We start from the raw sequence: 17,017 nt of genomic DNA, 5'->3' as shown, positions 1-17,017 counted from the left end.
CTGGCAACATAGAGAAACTCGCTCCTTGCTAAGTCTTATGAAGGGCATCACAAAAAGGAGGCATCGTCAGGTTTCGACCGGGCTCAAAAACGTATTGGAATGCCAGGTCGTAGCCAGTGACCCCGTTGCTGCTTCACCATCGCCTATTACGCAGGTAACAATAAGTTCCGGATTATAAATGCCGCCTCAAAAGCAGGGTTGAGTGAATAGCCTAATTCTCCACCTTCGAGGATAGAGCCATGGCATTCAGGTGAGGCGTAGCTAGGAATACCGCCCGGAGCAGGAAACTGTTTGGGCGGCCTTTTAATTCCGATAAAATCCTGACCAGGTGCAGTCCCTCTGTGACCTAAAAGCATTTTTTGATGTCTGATGCAGTGAGAGGCCGATTGAAAGGGGGGCACAAAGATATATTTGTCCGACTGAAAGATAATTAGCTGCTCGCCAATAATAATTTATTACCCCCCAAGCGCTGTAATTTCCCTGCGGCCTCAATAACACCTTCTCGTCTGACGCCTAATATTGGCAATTGATTCGTGTGTCATATTTAGATAATTATCGGGAAGGCGATTAAGAGAGAGTAATAACCAGCGACATAATTGCCAGCAACTTTCCATGACGTCGTTTTGCTAATGAATCCTGGAATCAGCGCTGGCTTAGCGAAAGTTTCTCCGCTCATGAAATCATCAATAGCAAGCATCACGATGATGACCCGTGTCGTTCTTAGCCAGCACTGAAAGTTCAGAGTGCTGCCAAAGCCTGACGCACGACGGCGTGAATCTTCAAAATTGTGATCCGCCTAAAAGTTACTATTATTGTAATCGATTACATTTTATCTCACCTAAATGTAATCGATTACTTTTATCTGGGAAGGTTCACCATGTCGACTTCACAAAGTACCGACGTTGTAGTCTCGCAGCACCGGCTTTTGGTTCCCCGACTGTCACTCATGATGTTTATGCAGTTCTTCATCTGGGGCAGTTGGTCCGTCACGCTGGGACTGGTGATGACACAACACAACATGTCGCTGCTGATCGGCGATGCATTTTCAGCCGGGCCAATTGCGTCAATTTTGTCACCGTTCGTGTTGGGAATGCTGGTGGACAGATTCTTTCCGTCGCAGAAAGTGATGGCGGTGATGAACCTGGCGGGAGCGGTCATCCTCTGGTTTGTGCCCGCTGCGCTGGCCGCGGAAAACGGTACGCTGCTTATCGCGCTGCTGTTTGGCTACACGCTGTGTTTTATGCCGACCTTGGCGCTTGCTAATAACATTGCTTTCCACAGCCTGAGCAATAGCGATAAAAGTTTTCCCGTGGTCAGGGTATTCGGCACCATCGGCTGGATTGTGGCCGGCATCTTTATTGGTTTCACCGGCATTTCTGCCAGCACCTCGGTCTTTACCGTTGCTGCCCTTTGTTCTGTGGCGCTGGCGATTTACAGCCTGACGCTGCCACATACGCCAGCACCGGCTAAAGGCCAGCCACTGAAAGTGCGCGATCTGTTCTGCGCAGATGCCTTTGCGCTGCTAAAAATCCGCCACTTTTTTGTCTTTGCGCTGTGCGCCACGCTGATCTCCATTCCGCTTGGCACCTATTACGCCTATACCGCGTCGTGGCTGGCGGATGCCGGAGTAAGCAACGTCAGCACCGCCATGTCATTCGGTCAGATGTCTGAAATCTTCTTCATGCTGGTGATCCCGCTGCTGTTTCGCCGTCTTGGCGTGAAATACATGCTGCTGGTCGGCATGCTGGCCTGGTTCGTGCGTTATGCGCTGTTCGCTATGGGCATGGGCGATGAAGGCCGAGCGCTGATCTATCTGGGCATTCTGCTGCACGGCGTCTGCTACGACTTCTTTTTCGTGGTGGGATTCATCTACACCGACCGCATCGCGGGCGAGAAAGTGAAAGGGCAGGCGCAGAGCATGGTAGTGATGTTCACCTACGGCATCGGCATGCTGCTGGGCTCGCAAATTTCCGGCGCATTGTATAACCGCTTGATCGCGGGACAGGGCAGTGCGGACAACTGGGCAACATTCTGGTGGATCCCGGCTATTGCAGCGGCGGCGATCGCCATTCTTTTCCTCTTCACCTTTAAGTATCGGGATGAAGCGGCTTGATTAACGGGAGGTGTACGTGAAAACGTTAAAAGGACCGGGTATTTTTCTGTCGCAGTTTATCGGACAGCAGGCACCCTTTAATTCGCTGGAAGGACTGGCGCAATGGGCGTCGGCACTGGGTTACAAAGCTTTGCAGATCCCCTGCAATCATCCGTCGATTTTCAACCTTGATCGTGCTGCAACCAGCCAGACCTATTGCGATGAAGTGAGCGGGTTGCTGGCAACGTACGGCCTGGAAGTGAGCGAGTTATCAACGCATCTTGAAGGGCAGTTGATTGCAGTGCATCCGGCGCATGACGTCGCTTTCGACGGCTTCGCACCGGTGCAGGTGCGTGGCGATAACGCAAAGCGCACGGCATGGGCGATTGAGACGGTCAAAAAGGCGGCGGCGGCATCGGCGAACCTGGGACTGCGCGCGCACGCGACCTTTTCCGGTTCGCTCGCCTGGCCCTATCTCTATCCGTGGCCGCCACACAATCCGGCGCTGCTGGAAGAGGCGTTCGCCGAGCTGGCGCGCCGCTGGCTGCCGGTGCTGGACGAGTTTGATCGTCACGGCGTTGATGTCTGTTATGAACTTCATCCGGGCGAAGACCTGCACGATGGTGTGACCTTTGAACGTTTTCTTGCCGGCGTAAATCATCATCCGCGCTGCAACATCCTGTTCGATCCCAGTCATCTGCTGCTGCAGCATATTGATTATCTGCAGTTTATTGATATCTATCATCAGCACATCAAAGCGTTCCACGTTAAAGATGCCGAGTATCAGACTAACGGGCGCAGCGGCGTCTACGGCGGCTACCAGCGCTGGATCGATCGCGCCGGCCGCTTCCGTTCACTGGGCGATGGCCAGGTGGATTTCAAAGGGATCTTCAGCAAGCTGGCGCAATACGACTACAACGGTTGGGCGGTGCTGGAGTGGGAGTGCTGCTTAAAAGAGAGTGAAACCGGTGCGCGTGAAGGCGCCGAATTTATTCAGCGTCACATTATCCCGGTGGCCGATCGCGCCTTTGATGATTTTGCCGCACAGGGCGACCAGCAGGCGAGCGTGCGGGCACAGCTGGGTCTGGAACAGGGGAGTGTTAAATGATCAACGTAGGCATTATCGGCACCGGCTTTATTGGCCCCGCGCATATTGAAGCGCTGCGCCGCCTCGGCAACATCAATGTGGTGGCGATATGCGATGCCAGCCAGAGTAGCGCTGCCGCGCGTGCGGCCGAACTCAATGTGCCACACGCCTACAGTGACGTGGCGACGTTTTTACAGCATGAAGGGCTGCACGCGGTGCATAACTGCACGCCGAACCATCTGCATGCGGCGATTAACCGGCAGATCATTGCCGCCGGTAAGCATGTGTTCTCGGAAAAGCCGCTGTGCATGACGATGGATGAAGCGCACGAATTGGTGGAACTGGCCGAAAAAGCGGGCGTGATACATGGCGTCAGCTTTGTCTATCGCCAATTTGCCATGGTGCAGCAGGCGGCAAGCATGGTGCGTTACCAGCAGCTGGGGCGACTGTTCTCGGCGCAGGGCAGTTATCTGCAGGACTGGATGCTGGAGGAAACCGACTACAACTGGCGGGTGGATGCAGAGAAGGGCGGCGCATCGCGCGCGGTAGCGGATATTGGTTCGCACTGGTGCGATACCATTCAGTTCGTCACCGGACGCAAAATTGTGGAGGTGATGGCCGACCTGTCGATTGTCTGGCCGACGCGCAAGGCCAGCCTTGCTGGTGCTGCCACCTTCGGCGCGCAGGAAGACGAAACGCAATATGAATCGCGCACGGTGACCACCGAAGACATGGGCTTTGTGCTGTTCCGTTTTGACGACGGCAGCAAAGGCAGTTTCAGCGTGTCGCAGGTGTCCGCCGGGCGTAAAAATCGCCTCAGTCTGGAAGTCAACGGTAGCCTCGGTGCGCTAGCGTGGGATCAGGAAACGCCGCAGCAACTGTGGCTAGGGCATCGGCACAAGGCAAATCAGCTATTGTCGGACGATCCCTCGCTAATGAATCCGGATGTAGCAGGCCGTGCGCGTTTTCCCGGTGGGCACATTGAAGGCTGGCCGGATGCGTTCCGCGCGATGATGCAGCAGTTTTATCAGGCGGTAGAGCAGGGCAAACCGCCCGTTCCGCAGGCGGCTGGGTTTGCCACTTTCCACGATGGCGCGCAGGTGATGGCGATTGTTGATGCCATTGTACAAAGCCATCAGCAGCAGCGCTGGGTGCGCGTCAACGCCTGAGGCAAAGCCCGACCCGCTTCGTGCGGATCGGGCTAAGGTAATGTTCACGCAGATTCATGACAGCCTGCGTGTCATCTGATTTCGTATGCGTGGCTGCCTTATCCACGCAACGTCCGGCTTAATGTGGCGGTGAGAGGGGATTGATTCGCTGCGCTCACCCTGCGGGCAGCGTTGCAGGCTCCGCTGTCCAACTGGCTGCGCCAGTTGTCGAACCCCGTCGGGGTTTCTCACCCCCTCTCTCTGCAGAATATGCAAAAAAAAAGTCTGAACTTGCGTTCAGACTCTTCTTTAGAATGTGGCGGTGAGAGGGGGATTGATTCGCTGCGCTCACCCTGCGGGCAGCGTCGCAGGCTCCGCTGTCCAACTGGCTGCGCCAGTTGTCGAACCCCGTCGGGGCTTCTCACCCCCTCTCTCTGCAGAATATGCAAAAAAAAAGTCTGAACTTGCGTTCAGACTCTTCTTTAGAATGTGGCGGTGAGAGGGGGATTCGAACCCCCGATACGTTGCCGTATACACACTTTCCAGGCGTGCTCCTTCAGCCACTCGGACACCTCACCACATTTTTTTGTTAACCGCGCTGGGTCAACGGGGCGCTACTATAGGGAGATCGCTGAAAAGGGTCAAGTGCTATTTTCTCCTTTTGTTCTATCCGCTTAAGCTCTGAGCGTAATGCCGCAAGCCTGCTCAATATGCCTGTTCTGTCATCAAATCATTCCCATTCCGTCACAAAACTGTCACCGCACTGTCGCAGACTTGTCCACGGAAATATTTGGTTATATCTATGGCTAAGGATGCTTATAAATGAAACAGATACCTCTCTTTACGGTTACGCTGCTGGCTTCTCTGATCGCGACTTCAGCCGTGGCAGAAGACGCAAATTATTCACGCGCAGCCACTGGCGACGTGACCGAACACGGCGGGGCGCGTCGCCTCAGCGGGGACCAAACTGAAGCGCTTAAAGCTTCATTAATCAATAGCACCGCAAAAAACGTGATTCTGCTGATTGGTGACGGCATGGGCGATTCGGAAATCACCGCTGCGCGTAACCAGGCGCGCGGTGCCGGCGGTTTCTTCCCTGGCCTTGATGCGTTGCCGCTCACCGGCCAATACACCCACTATTCGCTCGACAAGAAAACCCATAAGCCGAATTACGTGACGGATTCCGCCGCGTCGGCCACCGCGTGGGCGACCGGCACCAAATCCTATAACGGCGCGATTGGTGTTGATGTGAACGGCAAAGATCAGGTGACGATTCTTGAGCTGGCGAAAGCCGCCGGGAAAGCCACCGGTAACGTTTCGACCGCTGAGCTGCAGGATGCCACGCCAGCCGCGTTAATGGCGCACGTGACCTCGCGTAAATGCTATGGCCCGGAGAAAACCAGTGAGCTGTGCCCGGGCAACGCGCTGGAGCAGGGTGGAAAAGGATCGATTACTGAACAGATGCTGAAAACCCGCGCGGACGTCACGTTGGGCGGCGGCGCGAAATCCTTTGGCGAAACCGCCAAAGCCGGCGAGTATCAGGGCAAAACCCTGCGTGAACAGGCGCAGGCGCTGGGCTATCAGTGGATTGATAATCTGGATGGCTTGAACGCCATTCAACAGGCCGATCAGCGCAAACCGGTATTGGGTCTGTTCGCCGATGGCAATATGCCGGTACGCTGGCAGGGACCAAAAGCCAGCTATCACGGCAACATCGATAAACCGGTGGTGACCTGTGAAGTGAACAAAGATCGTCCGGCTTCCGTGCCGACGCTGGCGCAGATGACTAAAAAAGCCATCAATCTGCTGAGCACCAACGACAAAGGTTTCTTCCTGCAGGTGGAAGGCGCGTCGATTGATAAACAGGACCATGCGGCTAATCCGTGCGGTCAGATTGGTGAAACCGTCGATCTGGATGAAGCGGTGCAGGAAGCGCTGGCGTTTGCCCGCGAGCACGGCGATACGCTGGTGGTGGTGACCGCCGATCACGCACACAGCAGCCAGATTGTGGAAAACGGCACCAAAGCACCGGGCCTGACGCAAGCGGTGAATACCAAAGATGGCGCGGTGATGACCATCAGCTACGGCAATTCAGAAGAGGATTCGCAGGAGCATACCGGCACACAAGTCCGCATTGCGGCGTACGGTCCGCATGCGGCGAATGTGGTGGGTTTGACCGATCAGACCGATCTGTTCTTTACCCTGAAGGATGCGATGGGACTCAAATAAGCGCACATTCCGTAGCGGCGCGATTTATCGCGCAATAAATTGCGCCGCTACGATGCAAGCGTTATGCGCGTATTTGTTACAACCCGCGTTTCGCCATCAAGCGTGCTAAATCCACTAAACGATTCGAGAAGCCCCATTCGTTATCATACCAGGCAAGGATCTTCACCAGATTGCCGCCAATCACCAGCGTGGAAAGCCCATCAATAATCGATGAACGGGCATCGCCCTGATAATCGCTGGATACCAGCGGCTCGTCACTGTAACCAAGAATCCCTTTCAGTGGACCTTCTGCCGCGGCAGTTTTAAACGCGTCATTCACTTCTTCAGCCGTCACATCGCGTTTCAGCGTTACGGTCAGATCGACAATCGATACTACCGGCACCGGCACGCGCAGAGAATAACCGGTCAAACGACCATCCAGCTCCGGAATCACCCGACCCAGCGCCTTCGCGGCACCGCTTGAGTAAGGCACAATCGACAGCGCCGCCGCTCGCGCACCGCGCAGATCTTTTTCCGGCTGATCGTGCAGTACCTGGCTATTGGTATAAGCATGCGTGGTGTTCATTAAACCGTGCTCGATACCAAATGCCTGATGCAGTACCGCAGCAGCAGGTGCTAAGCCGTTGGTGGTGCAGCTGCCGTTACTCACCACTAAATGCTGCTGCGGATCGTAACGCTGATCGTTGACGCCCAACACTATCGTCAGATCATCGTTCTTGCCTGGCGCGGAGATAATCACGCGTTTAGCGCCGCCGCTGGTGATGTGTACGGCGGCTTTGTCGCGTTCGGTGAAGAAGCCGGTGGCCTCAATCACGATATCCACGCCAACGTCGCGCCAGCGGATATTGGCCGGATCGCGTTCGCTGAATACGCGCATCGCTTTGCCATCAATGCGTAATTCGCCTTCCCCGGCTTCCACTTCCGCCGGTAGCCTGCCAAGCAGGGAATCGTGTTTAAGGAGATGAGCCAGCGTTTTACTGTCGGTGAGGTCATTGATGGCAACGATTTCAATATCGTCGCTGCCGAGCGCTGCACGAAAAACGTTACGCCCGATACGGCCAAAGCCGTTGATGCCGATCTTAGTCATGATTGACTCCTTTTCCGAAGATGCTGGAGTCACTGTAGGCCGATGGCGCTGTGGCGTAAACGCCAAAAAAGGATCACTTTACGCCAACTTCTTGCAGTGGAAGCGTTGGCGATATTCGCCCGGCGTAAGATGCAGCTGGCGCTCAAAGCAGCGACGTAAATTGATGCTACTGCCAAAGCCGGTATGCTGCGCGATGCGATCCAGCGTGTCGTTGCTTTGCTCTAACTGCTCACGCGCCGCGGCGAGGCGCGCTTCGGCGACATAACGTGCGGGCGGCGCACCGGTTTCGCGGGTGAACACGCGGGTGAAATTGCGCGGGCTCATGGCGACGCGCGCTGCCAGCTTCTCCACCGACAGATCGCCGGCAAGATTGGCGCGGATCCAGCGTTGTAACTCGCTAATCGGGCCAACGCCGCTCGGCGCTTGCAGATGGAAACGGCTGAACTGCATCTGCCCACCGGGACGGCGCAGATACATCACCATGTCCTGCGCAATATCGCGCGCCACGCTGAAGCCGAAATCCTCTTCCACCAGCGCCAGCGTCAGATCAAAACCCGAGCTGACGCCGCCGGAAGTCCAGATCGGGCCATCCTGAATAAACAGCGGGCCACCTGCCACCTGAATCTGCGGAAAGCGCGTTTGCAGGGTATCGAGCAAGCGCCAGTGCGTGGTGGCGCGGCGGCCATCCAGCAGGCCGGCTTCGGCCAGCAACAGCGCGCCGCCACACACCGAAACTACGCGGCGCGCTTGGGGTGCCGCCAGCTTGATGAAATCGACCACCATATTGCCTTCATCGGCGCTGTCGCCACGGCCGGTAATCATAATGGTGTCCCAGGCGGTGCGCGGATCGAGGTCTGCCAGTTTGATATCGGCCAACAAGTTAAGGCCGGATTGGCCGTGGATCACCTGATGCGATTGGGTGGTGGCGAGGCTAACGCGATAGCGTTGCTGTTCCGTGCCAACCGGCAGATGCTGATTGGCACGCATCAGAATATCGGCGATACCCGCTGATTCAAACAGCATGCCGCCGTCGGGCACAATAATAAGAAAGGTTTTCATGGCGTAAAAAAGACACTTTAGCGAAATAAGCCAAAGTGTCGCATGCGTGAGCAGCATGTACAACCTGTAGGGTGCGCATTAATGCGCACCAGGTCGCCATAAATGGCGACCTTACGCTTAGGTAGCCGATTTATCCGCCACACCAATGCGCCACTGCTCGGGCGGCAAGGTGCCGTTCACCGCGAAATCACCAACGATGCGATCTTTGTAGATGCGCGGATTATGCGAAGAAAGGGTGCGCACGTTGCGCCAGAAGCGATCCAGCGCCAATGGCTTCAGCGTGGCCGATGCACCTAACGCATCAAACAGCGTTGAGCTGGCATTGAGCAGCAGATCGCTCACCACATTCAGCGACTGCGACACCTCCAGCTCGGCCATCGCCACCGCCTGATGTTCCTGTTCCTGATTGCCGCTCAGGTGCGCATCAAACGCGCGTTGCACCGCGCTGGCGGCGTGCAGCACTATGGCGCCGCTGCTGTAGGCTGCACCGCGCAGGCGTCCCACCACCTGTAAAATCTGCGCGTCCTGCGCGGCACGCGGCGCATTACCGTTGCTGTAAGTACGCGTACGTGCGGCGACCTGCTGTGCCACTTCACCGCTTTGCGCGCGGCCAATGCCGGCCAGCGTCGCCAGATGAATCAGCTGATAAAACGCGGGTGAATATCTGAAATGAATCTCTTCATTGATGTCATCGGCGGCGATCGCCACGTTGGCAAACATCGCCGTGCCGCTGGCGGTCAGGATTTGGCCAAAGCCGTTCCAGTCATCCAGCACCGTCACGCCCTCCGCGGTGCGCGAAACCGTTACTGAGACGCCTTTGCCATTTTCATCGGAGATGCCGATATCAATCCAGTCGGAATAGAGCGAACCGGTGGTATAAAACTTGCGGCCATTGAGCCGCCAGGATTCGCCGCTGCGCTCAATGCGCGTGGAGAATTCAGACTGGCGCGCATCACCGGTCTCACTCCATGCGGGGCCCACGATGTCACCGCGTCCAAGCCGCGTCAGCCACTGATCACGAAAATGGCTGCTGCCGCTGTTGAGTACGTTTTCCACAAAGCCGAGATGGCCGCGAATCGACTGCACCAGATTGGAATCCGCCTCACCGAGCTCAATCAGCAGCGCAAACAATTCAGGCAGCGTTGCCCCCAGGCCGCCATGGCTCTCCGGCACGCGCAGCGCGGTAAAACCGCTCTGTTTTAACCACGCAATTTGCTCCAGCGGCAGTTGACGCTGCAGCTCACGCGCAATCGCACCTGTACGTATTTTCTGGAACACAGGGCGGAAACGCTCCGCCAGCTGTTCATAACGGGATGAGGGGCCAGCGCCCCAGCCTGATTCGATGTGCGACATGACGCGTCTCTCCAGCATAGTAATTTGTTCATTACTATGTCATCGCCATTGGGCGCGATTTAATGCTTTTTCTGCGTAAGCTATTTCGTCAAATAACTAATCAGCGGTTATTTCACTATATGGAACAAATAATTCAGTTCTGCATATTGACTGCCACAATTGTTATTTGCCGCGCTTTATATCTGTGCTCTATTCAAACGCTACTCCGAAAATTACCCATTAATTTCCAGAAAATATAATTTCAAGCGGAATAGATTCACGCGAAATCTGTTATTGGCCTTTAGCCGGGGAAATGTAGCGAAATGAAATATCAGCCTCTTCAGCGGTTATTTATACCGATATTGGCGACAATAGGTTGTGCGTTGCCCTTAAGCGTCAGCGCGCAAACCGCGTCGCCCCGTTATAGCGACGGCACACTGGTTTATCTGCATGAACAGGAACCGCCGTGCTTGTGGGGCGGCTGGGTGCAGCAAGCCTATTTATCGCGTCAGGTTTTTGATTATCTGGTGAGTTATGACAACGGACAGATTCGTCCGTGGCTGGCTGCCAGCTGGCGTGAATCCGCCGATCGTAAAACCATTACTTTTCATTTACGTCACGACGTTAAATTTACCGATGGCGATATGTTTAATGCCGATGCGGTTATTGCTAATTATCCGGCGTGGCAAAAAGGCATAGGCTGGCACGGTTTTACTTATATGACGGGATTTACCAAGGTCGATGAATATACCGTGGCGCTGCATTTATCGGAGCCGAATCCTGAAATCTATAACGTGCTGGCAAATGGTCATTACGGATTTCAGTCACCCGATTCGCTGGCGCATAACAGCAGCGAGCAGAAGTGCTTACGCCCGGTCGGCACCGGACCGTGGAAAGTGGCGCGTTGGGTACGCGGCGATGGCATCAGCTTTGTGCGCAACGACGATTATCGCTGGGCACCGCCAAACGCGCACCACAACGGCCCGGCGTATATTAAGCATCTGGAGTGGAAGTTCGTACCGGATGCTACCACGCGCTGGGGCGCGCTGGTCAGCGGCGGTGCGGATGTCATTTATCAACCGCCGTCGGCGCAGTGGCAGGCGCTGCAACAGCACTATCAAACGCTTTCTTATGTCGCCACCGGGCGGCCGCAGGCGTTCTCCTTTAACGTGCAGCGCGGGCCGTTTACCGACCAGCGAGTACGCCAGGCGTTTGCTTACGCGCTGGATCGCAAGCAGATCGTCAAAACCGTGTTCAAAGGCGCGGTGCCGTATGAGGGCAACGGTTCGCTGAGTAAAAGTACGCCGCTTTATCTCAATGTTGATGACCGCTATTCACTCAATATCGCCAAAGCCAATCAGTTGCTGGATGACGCGGGCTGGACCGGGCGTGATGCGCAAGGCTATCGCACTAAAGACGGCAAAACGCTGGATGCGCGCTTGCCGTTTATCCAGGCGATTATCGACCAGGAAGGCGCGCTGATGCTGCAGGCGGTGCAGGATCAGGTCAAACGCGTCGGCATCAAGCTGGAACTGATCCCGCTGACGCAAACCGAAGGTTTTGCCGGGGCGCGTTCGCGTCCGGCGGACAAAGAAATCAGCTTTGGTTACTGGGTGTGGCCGTCGCCCAACATCCTCGACATTGTCTACAACCACGCGCTGAACGGCGCCTTCAACGGCAACAACACCAGCTTTTTCAATCATCCCGAAGTGGAAGCGCAAATCCTCGATGCACAGCGCGAGCCCGATCCCCAGCGGCGCCAGCAGAAGTTCGACGTGCTGCAAAAGTGGTTTGACGATCAGGCGATTGCCATCGGCGGCTACAACTTCACCTACAACGTCGCCATCGCCCATCACATCCGCGGGCTTTGGCAGGATCAGGGCAATGGATTGCTGAACTTTAACGATGCGTACTTCGTGCAGGAGAAGCCATGAGTGAATTAACGTCCGCGCCGCAGAGCCGCGCCAGCCGGGTTGAAGTGCGGGCCGCACCGCGCAGCCGCAGCGTGACGCTGTTACGCTGCGGCTGCGTCCGCCTCGCCTCCGCGCTGTTTGTATTGTGGGGCACCATCACCGTGACCTTTTTGGTGCTGTCGGTGCTGCCCGGCGATCGCGCCACCATCCTGTTGAATATCACCTCCGGGCAGGTGATTGAGCGCACGCCGGCAGAACTGGCGCCCATCAATGCGCAATACGGTTTCGATAAGCCGATCGCCGAACAGTATCTGCACTACCTCTGGCAGCTGCTGCACGCTGATTTTGGTTTCTCATTTGAGTTGCAGCGCCCGGTGGTGCACATCATCGCCGAGCAATTGCTGCCGACCTTTACGCTGGCAATAGCCGCGCTGCTGCTGGCGTGGATCATCGCCATTCCCTGGACGCTGCTGACCGCCGGGCGCAATCGTCGTCTGGCGGCGTTTGGCTCGGCGGTGGAAACCATCATGGCCGGATTGCCGCAGTACTGGATTGGCATTCTGCTGTTGATCGTTTTCGCCATCGGCCTGCGCTGGTTCCCGGTGGTCGGCGGCACCAGCGTACTCGGCACTGTGCTGCCCGCCATCACGCTGGCGATTCCGCTGGCCGGCTTTCTTGGTCACGCGATTCGCGGTGAATTCGAACGCAGTATGCAGCAGCCGTTTGTGCTGTCGGCGCGGGCGCGCGGCATGAGTTTAGCCGGTGTGCGACTGCGCCATGTGTTACGCCATGCCTTGATTCCCGCCATCACGCTGAGCGGCTGGGCGATTGGGAATTTGCTGTCCGGCGCGGTGTTGGTAGAAGCGGTGTTCGCCCGACCGGGGCTCGGCAATGTGCTGGTCAATGCCGTGAGCAACAAGGACTTTGCCTTGGTTTCCGGCATCGTGATTCTGATTAGTTTCCTCTACATCGTTATTAACCTGGTGGTTGACCTGATTTATCTGATCGTCGATCCCCGCCTGCGAGGTCGCGCATGACAACTCATCTCACGGAGTACGCCGGTCCGCAAGCAACGCGCGCCCGCTGGCACTGGCCACTTTCGGTGCTGCTCTCCGGCATTGTGGCGCTGTTCTTTATTATCGCGGCGATCGCGCCTGGCGTACTGGCGACCCACGATCCCTTCAGCACCGATCTCTATCGCGCCCTGCAAGCGCCATCGTGGACCAACTGGCTCGGCACCGATGACATCGGACGCGATCTGTACAGCCGCATTATCTGGGGCACGCGTCAGTCGTTGCTGATTGGTATCGGTGCGATGGCGATCGCGCTGTTGGGTGCGATTGTACTCGGCTTTAGCGCCGCGCTCGGGCCGCGCTGGCTGGCGGAACCGGTCAATCGCCTGCTGGAAATCCTGCTGGCGTTTCCCACCTTGCTGCTAGCGCTGCTGTTTGTTGCCTTACTCGGGCCGTCCGCCAGCAGTTTGCTGATTTCGGTCGGCATTGGTACCGCGCCGGGCTATGCGCGGCTGGTGCGCGCGCAGGCGTTGCAGGTGAAGCAATCCGGTTATGTCGAAGCGGCGCGCGCGCTGGGTCATCCGTGGCAGCGGCTGTTTACCCAGCACACCGCGCCCAACGTGTTCCGGCCGCTGTTCTCGCTGGTGGCGTTAGGTATCGGGCAATCGGTGGTGTGGGCGTCGGGTCTGTCGTTTCTTGGATTAGGCGTGGTGCCGCCGTCGCCGGAGTGGGGCGCGCTGCTTGAAGCGGGAAAAATTAACGTCACCGTTGCATGGTGGCTGGAAGTGCTGCCGGGTATTGCAATTGTGTTGGTGGCGCTGTCGTTTACGCAAATTGGCCGCTACCTCCAGCAGCGAGCAGAAGGAGAGAAGCGCTAATGAGCAGCAATGTAATTGATGTGTGCGGCCTGAATATCTGGGCCAGCAGCGAAAGTGGGCAACCACGCCATATTGTGAAAAATGTCAGCTTTACGCTGCCTCGCGGCCAATGTCTGGCGCTGGTGGGCGAATCGGGATCGGGAAAAAGCGTGACCGCCCGTTCGCTGGTGGGATTAGCCGGTGACGGATTACACGTACAGGCTGAAACGCTGAGCCTGCACGGCGAGACGCTGCTCGGGCGCAGCGACGGCTGGTGGCGACGCGTACGCGGCAGCAAAGTGGGGTTCATTTTGCAGGATGCGCTGGTGTCGCTCGATCCACTGCGTCCGGTAGGAAAAGAGATCGCTGAAGCGCTGGCGCTGCATGGCTGGGGTAACGCGGCCAGCCGCCAGCAGAAAGTGCATGCGCTGCTAGAAGAAGTCGGCGTACCACAGGCGGCCTATCGCGCCCGCCAGCGACCGGGCGAGTTATCTGGCGGCCTGCGCCAGCGCGCATTGATTGCCTCGGCAATTGCGCTGCATCCGGATGTGCTGATCGCCGATGAGCCGACCACCGCGCTGGATGTGACGGTACAGGCGCAGGTGCTGGAGGTGTTGCGGCAGATGCTGGATCGCGGCACCAGCGTGATTCTGATTAGCCACGATCTGGCGGTGGTGGCGAAAATTGCCGATCAGATTCTGGTGATGCAGGGTGGCGTAATTGTAGAAGCGGGCACGGCACAACAGGTGCTGCAGCAACCGAAACATCCTTACACCCAAGGATTGATCAACGCGATTCCCAGCGAGCACACCAAAGGACAGCGGCTTTCCGGGAACGCGTCCGGTGAACCTGCGCCAGCGGCGGCGAAATCAACGGAAGTGCTGCTGGAAGCGCGGCATATCGTGAAGCGTTTTCGTGGGCACAGCGCCGTTGATGACGTTTCCTTTACCTTGAAACGCGGCGAAACGCTGGGGATTGTCGGCGAGTCCGGTTCGGGCAAAACCACCTTGTCACGTATCGCGCTGGCGCTGGAATCACCGGACAGTGGCGAGGTGCTATTTGCTGGTCAGCCGTGGAGCCGGGCGTCCGTTGCCCATCAACGCGCCATCCGCCGCCAGATTGCCGTGGTGTATCAGGATCCGCTTTCCTCGTTCGATCCACGCTGGCGGGTGGCCGATATCCTGCTGGATGCGATTGCGCTGGATCGGCATGCGCCTACGCAGACACCGCGTGAGCGCGCCATTAGCCTGCTGCAATCGGTCGGACTTGGCGCGGAACATCTCAATCAATGGCCGGCGCGCATGTCGGGCGGCCAGCGCCAGCGCGTGGCCATTGCCCGCGCCATCGCCACCCATCCGCAAATAATTGTGCTTGATGAAGCCGTCTCGGCGCTGGATGTCACTATTCAGGCGCAAATTCTTGATCTGCTTAGCGATCTGCAGGCGCAGCTTGGCGTCAGCTACCTGTTTATCTCGCACGACCTTGGCGTTATCCATCACATGAGCGATCGCGTGCTGGTGATGCAAAACGGCCAGGCGGTTGAGCAGGGTACCGCCGATGAGGTGTTCTACCGCCCACGCCACCCCTATACCCAAACGTTACTTGCCGCGTTGCCACGCCTGGCCGCGCTGGAAACTGCCTAACTTTGCTATTGGAGCGAACATGTCACGCGAACTGATTTATAACGGATTTTTGCATCTCACCCCCAATCATCACAGTCACGGTTACTGGCGCACGCCGGAAGGTCAGGTGCAGTACAACTACAACCAGCTTGATGCCTATGTGAAAACGGTGAAAACCCTCGAAAAAGGGCTGTTTGATACCTTGTTCATCGCCGATGTGGTGGGCGTGTATGACATTGAATATGGCGATGGCAAAACCACCATCAGCGCCGGTACGCAGTTCCCTGAGCCCGATCCGATCACCATTCTCTCGGCGCTGGGACTGGCCACGGAGAATCTGGGACTGGTGGTGACCAGCAACGTGATTCAGGCGCACCCGTTCTCGTTTGCGCGCCAGATCTCCTCGTTGGATGAGTTCACCCGCGGCCGCATTGGCTGGAACATCGTCACCTCGTATCTCTCCAACGGCTTCCGTAACTACGGTTATCAGGACATTGTGCCGCACGACGAGCGCTATGAATGGGCGCAGGAGTACCTCGATGTGGCGTACAAACTGTGGGAACTGTCATGGGAAGAGGGCGCGGTGCTGCACGATCCCGCCACCAATCGCTTCTTTGATGCCGATAAAATCCACAAGATTAATCACGTCGGTAAGCGCTATCGGGTAGAAGGGCCGCACATTGTAGAGCCGTCGCCGCAGCGCAGCCCGGTGTTCTTCCAGGCGGGGAACTCGGATGCCGGCCGCCGCTTTGCCGCCCGCAATGCCGAGGTCACTTTCCTGCCGTCACAAACGCCGGACACCGCGCGTAAAGATATCGCCATTCTCAATCAGGATGTGGTGGATTTTGGTCGCCAGCCGGAGGATTTGAAGAAGCTGGTGATGCTCTCCACCGTAATCGGGTCGACGGAAGAGGAGGCGAAACGTAAGCAGCAATATCTCTTCGACAATATCGATATCAACGCGCTGCAAGGGTTCTACAGCGGCGGTTCCGGCATCGATCTGGCCAATATCGATCCCGACACGCCGCTGACTGAGCTCAGCCGTCGCGAGGAGTTCAGCCAGCATATGCGCTCCAAATTCCGTATTGCGGTAGATGCGGATTACGGCCAGGGCCGCGTGCTGACATGGCGTGAATACCTGATCCAGCACGCGTTGCTGCCGGGCCGTTTTGCCGGTACACCCGAGCAGATTGCCGATCGCGTGCAGCAATTTGCAGATGCCGGTGTTGATGGCTTTAACGTGGTGCCGGTCACCACGCTCGGCTGGTGGGATGAATGGGTCGAGCACGTGGTGCCGGTGTTGCAGAAGCGCGGTCTGGCGCAAAAGGCCTATAAAGACGGTACGCTGCGCGAGAAGATTTTCGGCAAAGAGAGCCGGTTGCCCGCGTCGCATCCGCAAAGGAAATTGACGTTGGGTTCCTGATACGATTCACCCAGGTGCGCATGAATGCGCACCCTACAACATCGTAGGGGTGCCATTCATGGCGACCGCTAATTAATGAATCCTATTCATAGAGCCAATCCTCTTTCAGGCCATTATCTTCACCATCCCTTCCGCTACTATGACCGTATTCGATC

Annotated in this window: 12 protein-coding genes, 1 tRNA gene, 2 other RNA genes and 1 pseudogene; 9 read left to right on the top strand and 7 right to left on the bottom strand. The window is 56.9% G+C overall.

All coding sequences use genetic code 11. The features are described from left to right. Window positions 1-66: 66 nt before the first annotated feature. Window positions 67-356 (bottom strand): annotated as a pseudogene (locus ACRQ84_RS07390) (hypothetical protein). Window positions 357-877: 521 nt separating this feature from the next. On the opposite strand from ACRQ84_RS07390, the gene ACRQ84_RS07385 reads away from it, so the two are divergent. From ACRQ84_RS07385 to ACRQ84_RS07375, 3 genes are read left to right on the top strand one after another with little or no spacing between them, the layout of a single operon-like run. Then, the gene (locus ACRQ84_RS07385) at window positions 878-2,113 is read left to right on the top strand and encodes an MFS transporter (protein WP_064739065.1); all 1,236 of its coding nucleotides are present in this window, start codon (window positions 878-880) and stop codon (window positions 2,111-2,113) included. 16 nt (window positions 2,114-2,129) lie between these two features. Then, window positions 2,130-3,200 (top strand): sugar phosphate isomerase/epimerase family protein, encoded by a 1,071-nt coding sequence (locus ACRQ84_RS07380; protein WP_483817622.1) that lies wholly within the window; start codon window positions 2,130-2,132, stop codon window positions 3,198-3,200. Continuing rightward, window positions 3,197-4,348 carry a Gfo/Idh/MocA family protein gene (locus ACRQ84_RS07375; protein WP_483817621.1) on the top strand — a complete coding sequence of 384 codons (1,152 nt, stop codon included), beginning with the start codon at window positions 3,197-3,199 and terminating at the stop codon, window positions 4,346-4,348. The genes ACRQ84_RS07380 and ACRQ84_RS07375 overlap by 4 nt, the downstream gene beginning before the upstream one ends. Before the next feature lie 124 nt (window positions 4,349-4,472). Here the strand turns inward: ACRQ84_RS07375 and ACRQ84_RS07370 are convergent. The 3 genes from ACRQ84_RS07370 to ACRQ84_RS07360 form a co-directional block, all read right to left on the bottom strand. Next, a non-coding RNA gene (locus tag ACRQ84_RS07370) (RtT sRNA) lies at window positions 4,473-4,599 on the bottom strand. A 45-nt stretch (window positions 4,600-4,644) separates the two neighbouring features. Then, window positions 4,645-4,772, bottom strand: a non-coding RNA gene (locus ACRQ84_RS07365) — RtT sRNA. 45 nt (window positions 4,773-4,817) lie between these two features. After that, window positions 4,818-4,905, bottom strand: a tRNA-Ser gene (locus tag ACRQ84_RS07360). A 244-nt stretch (window positions 4,906-5,149) separates the two neighbouring features. Between ACRQ84_RS07360 and phoA the strand changes: the two genes are divergently transcribed. After that, window positions 5,150-6,556, top strand: coding sequence for an alkaline phosphatase (phoA, locus tag ACRQ84_RS07355; RefSeq protein ID WP_483817620.1), 1,407 nt, complete (start codon window positions 5,150-5,152; stop codon window positions 6,554-6,556). Between the two features lie 76 nt (window positions 6,557-6,632). Here phoA and gap read toward each other — a convergent pair whose 3' ends face one another. From gap to ACRQ84_RS07340, 3 genes are all read right to left on the bottom strand, one after another. Then, the gene (gene gap / locus ACRQ84_RS07350; RefSeq protein ID WP_483817619.1) at window positions 6,633-7,643 is read right to left on the bottom strand and encodes a type I glyceraldehyde-3-phosphate dehydrogenase; all 1,011 of its coding nucleotides are present in this window, start codon (window positions 7,641-7,643) and stop codon (window positions 6,633-6,635) included. A 78-nt stretch (window positions 7,644-7,721) separates the two neighbouring features. Continuing rightward, the gene (locus tag ACRQ84_RS07345) at window positions 7,722-8,702 is read right to left on the bottom strand and encodes a GlxA family transcriptional regulator (protein WP_483817618.1); all 981 of its coding nucleotides are present in this window, start codon (window positions 8,700-8,702) and stop codon (window positions 7,722-7,724) included. A 117-nt stretch (window positions 8,703-8,819) separates the two neighbouring features. Then, on the bottom strand, window positions 8,820-10,055 hold the full coding sequence (locus ACRQ84_RS07340; protein WP_483817617.1) for an acyl-CoA dehydrogenase family protein: 1,236 nt from the start codon (window positions 10,053-10,055) through the stop codon (window positions 8,820-8,822). A gap of 302 nt (window positions 10,056-10,357) precedes the next feature. Between ACRQ84_RS07340 and ACRQ84_RS07335 the strand changes: the two genes are divergently transcribed. From ACRQ84_RS07335 to ACRQ84_RS07315, 5 genes are read left to right on the top strand one after another with little or no spacing between them, the layout of a single operon-like run. Beyond that, window positions 10,358-11,968, top strand: a complete 1,611-nt coding sequence (locus tag ACRQ84_RS07335) for an ABC transporter substrate-binding protein (protein WP_483817616.1) — start codon at window positions 10,358-10,360, stop codon at window positions 11,966-11,968. After that, the gene (locus tag ACRQ84_RS07330) at window positions 11,965-12,984 is read left to right on the top strand and encodes an ABC transporter permease (protein ID WP_483817615.1); all 1,020 of its coding nucleotides are present in this window, start codon (window positions 11,965-11,967) and stop codon (window positions 12,982-12,984) included. The genes ACRQ84_RS07335 and ACRQ84_RS07330 overlap by 4 nt, the downstream gene beginning before the upstream one ends. Beyond that, complete coding sequence (locus tag ACRQ84_RS07325; RefSeq protein ID WP_483817614.1) at window positions 12,981-13,838, top strand: ABC transporter permease; 858 nt, start codon at window positions 12,981-12,983, stop codon at window positions 13,836-13,838. The genes ACRQ84_RS07330 and ACRQ84_RS07325 overlap by 4 nt, the downstream gene beginning before the upstream one ends. After that, a complete protein-coding gene (locus ACRQ84_RS07320) occupies window positions 13,838-15,460 on the top strand; it encodes a dipeptide ABC transporter ATP-binding protein (RefSeq protein WP_483817613.1) in 1,623 nt (540 codons plus the stop codon). Before ACRQ84_RS07325 ends, ACRQ84_RS07320 begins: the two co-directional genes overlap by 1 nt. Before the next feature lie 19 nt (window positions 15,461-15,479). Continuing rightward, a complete protein-coding gene (locus ACRQ84_RS07315) occupies window positions 15,480-16,862 on the top strand; it encodes an NtaA/DmoA family FMN-dependent monooxygenase (RefSeq protein WP_483817612.1) in 1,383 nt (460 codons plus the stop codon). The last annotated feature ends 155 nt before the right edge of the window (window positions 16,863-17,017 follow it).

This window comes from Pantoea sp. E2023-21, from assembly GCF_051302795.1.
Classification (GTDB): Bacteria; Pseudomonadota; Gammaproteobacteria; order Enterobacterales; family Enterobacteriaceae; genus Pantoea; species Pantoea ludwigii_A.
This window is presented reverse-complemented; position numbering and strand designations above follow the sequence as displayed.

Bases quoted from the DNA above. Each gene is read 5' to 3' on its own strand.
- ACRQ84_RS07320 (WP_483817613.1), top strand. From the start codon at position 13,838: ATGAGCAGCAATGTAATTGATGTGTGCGGCCTGAATATCTGGGCCAGC.
- ACRQ84_RS07345 (WP_483817618.1), bottom strand. From the start codon at position 8,702: ATGAAAACCTTTCTTATTATTGTGCCCGACGGCGGCATGCTGTTTGAA.
- ACRQ84_RS07375 (WP_483817621.1), top strand. From the start codon at position 3,197: ATGATCAACGTAGGCATTATCGGCACCGGCTTTATTGGCCCCGCGCAT.
- ACRQ84_RS07315 (WP_483817612.1), top strand. From the start codon at position 15,480: ATGTCACGCGAACTGATTTATAACGGATTTTTGCATCTCACCCCCAAT.
- ACRQ84_RS07340 (WP_483817617.1), bottom strand. From the start codon at position 10,055: ATGTCGCACATCGAATCAGGCTGGGGCGCTGGCCCCTCATCCCGTTAT.
- gap (WP_483817619.1), bottom strand. From the start codon at position 7,643: ATGACTAAGATCGGCATCAACGGCTTTGGCCGTATCGGGCGTAACGTT.
- ACRQ84_RS07385 (WP_064739065.1), top strand. From the start codon at position 878: ATGTCGACTTCACAAAGTACCGACGTTGTAGTCTCGCAGCACCGGCTT.
- ACRQ84_RS07330 (WP_483817615.1), top strand. From the start codon at position 11,965: ATGAGTGAATTAACGTCCGCGCCGCAGAGCCGCGCCAGCCGGGTTGAA.
- phoA (WP_483817620.1), top strand. From the start codon at position 5,150: ATGAAACAGATACCTCTCTTTACGGTTACGCTGCTGGCTTCTCTGATC.
- ACRQ84_RS07325 (WP_483817614.1), top strand. From the start codon at position 12,981: ATGACAACTCATCTCACGGAGTACGCCGGTCCGCAAGCAACGCGCGCC.
- ACRQ84_RS07335 (WP_483817616.1), top strand. From the start codon at position 10,358: ATGAAATATCAGCCTCTTCAGCGGTTATTTATACCGATATTGGCGACA.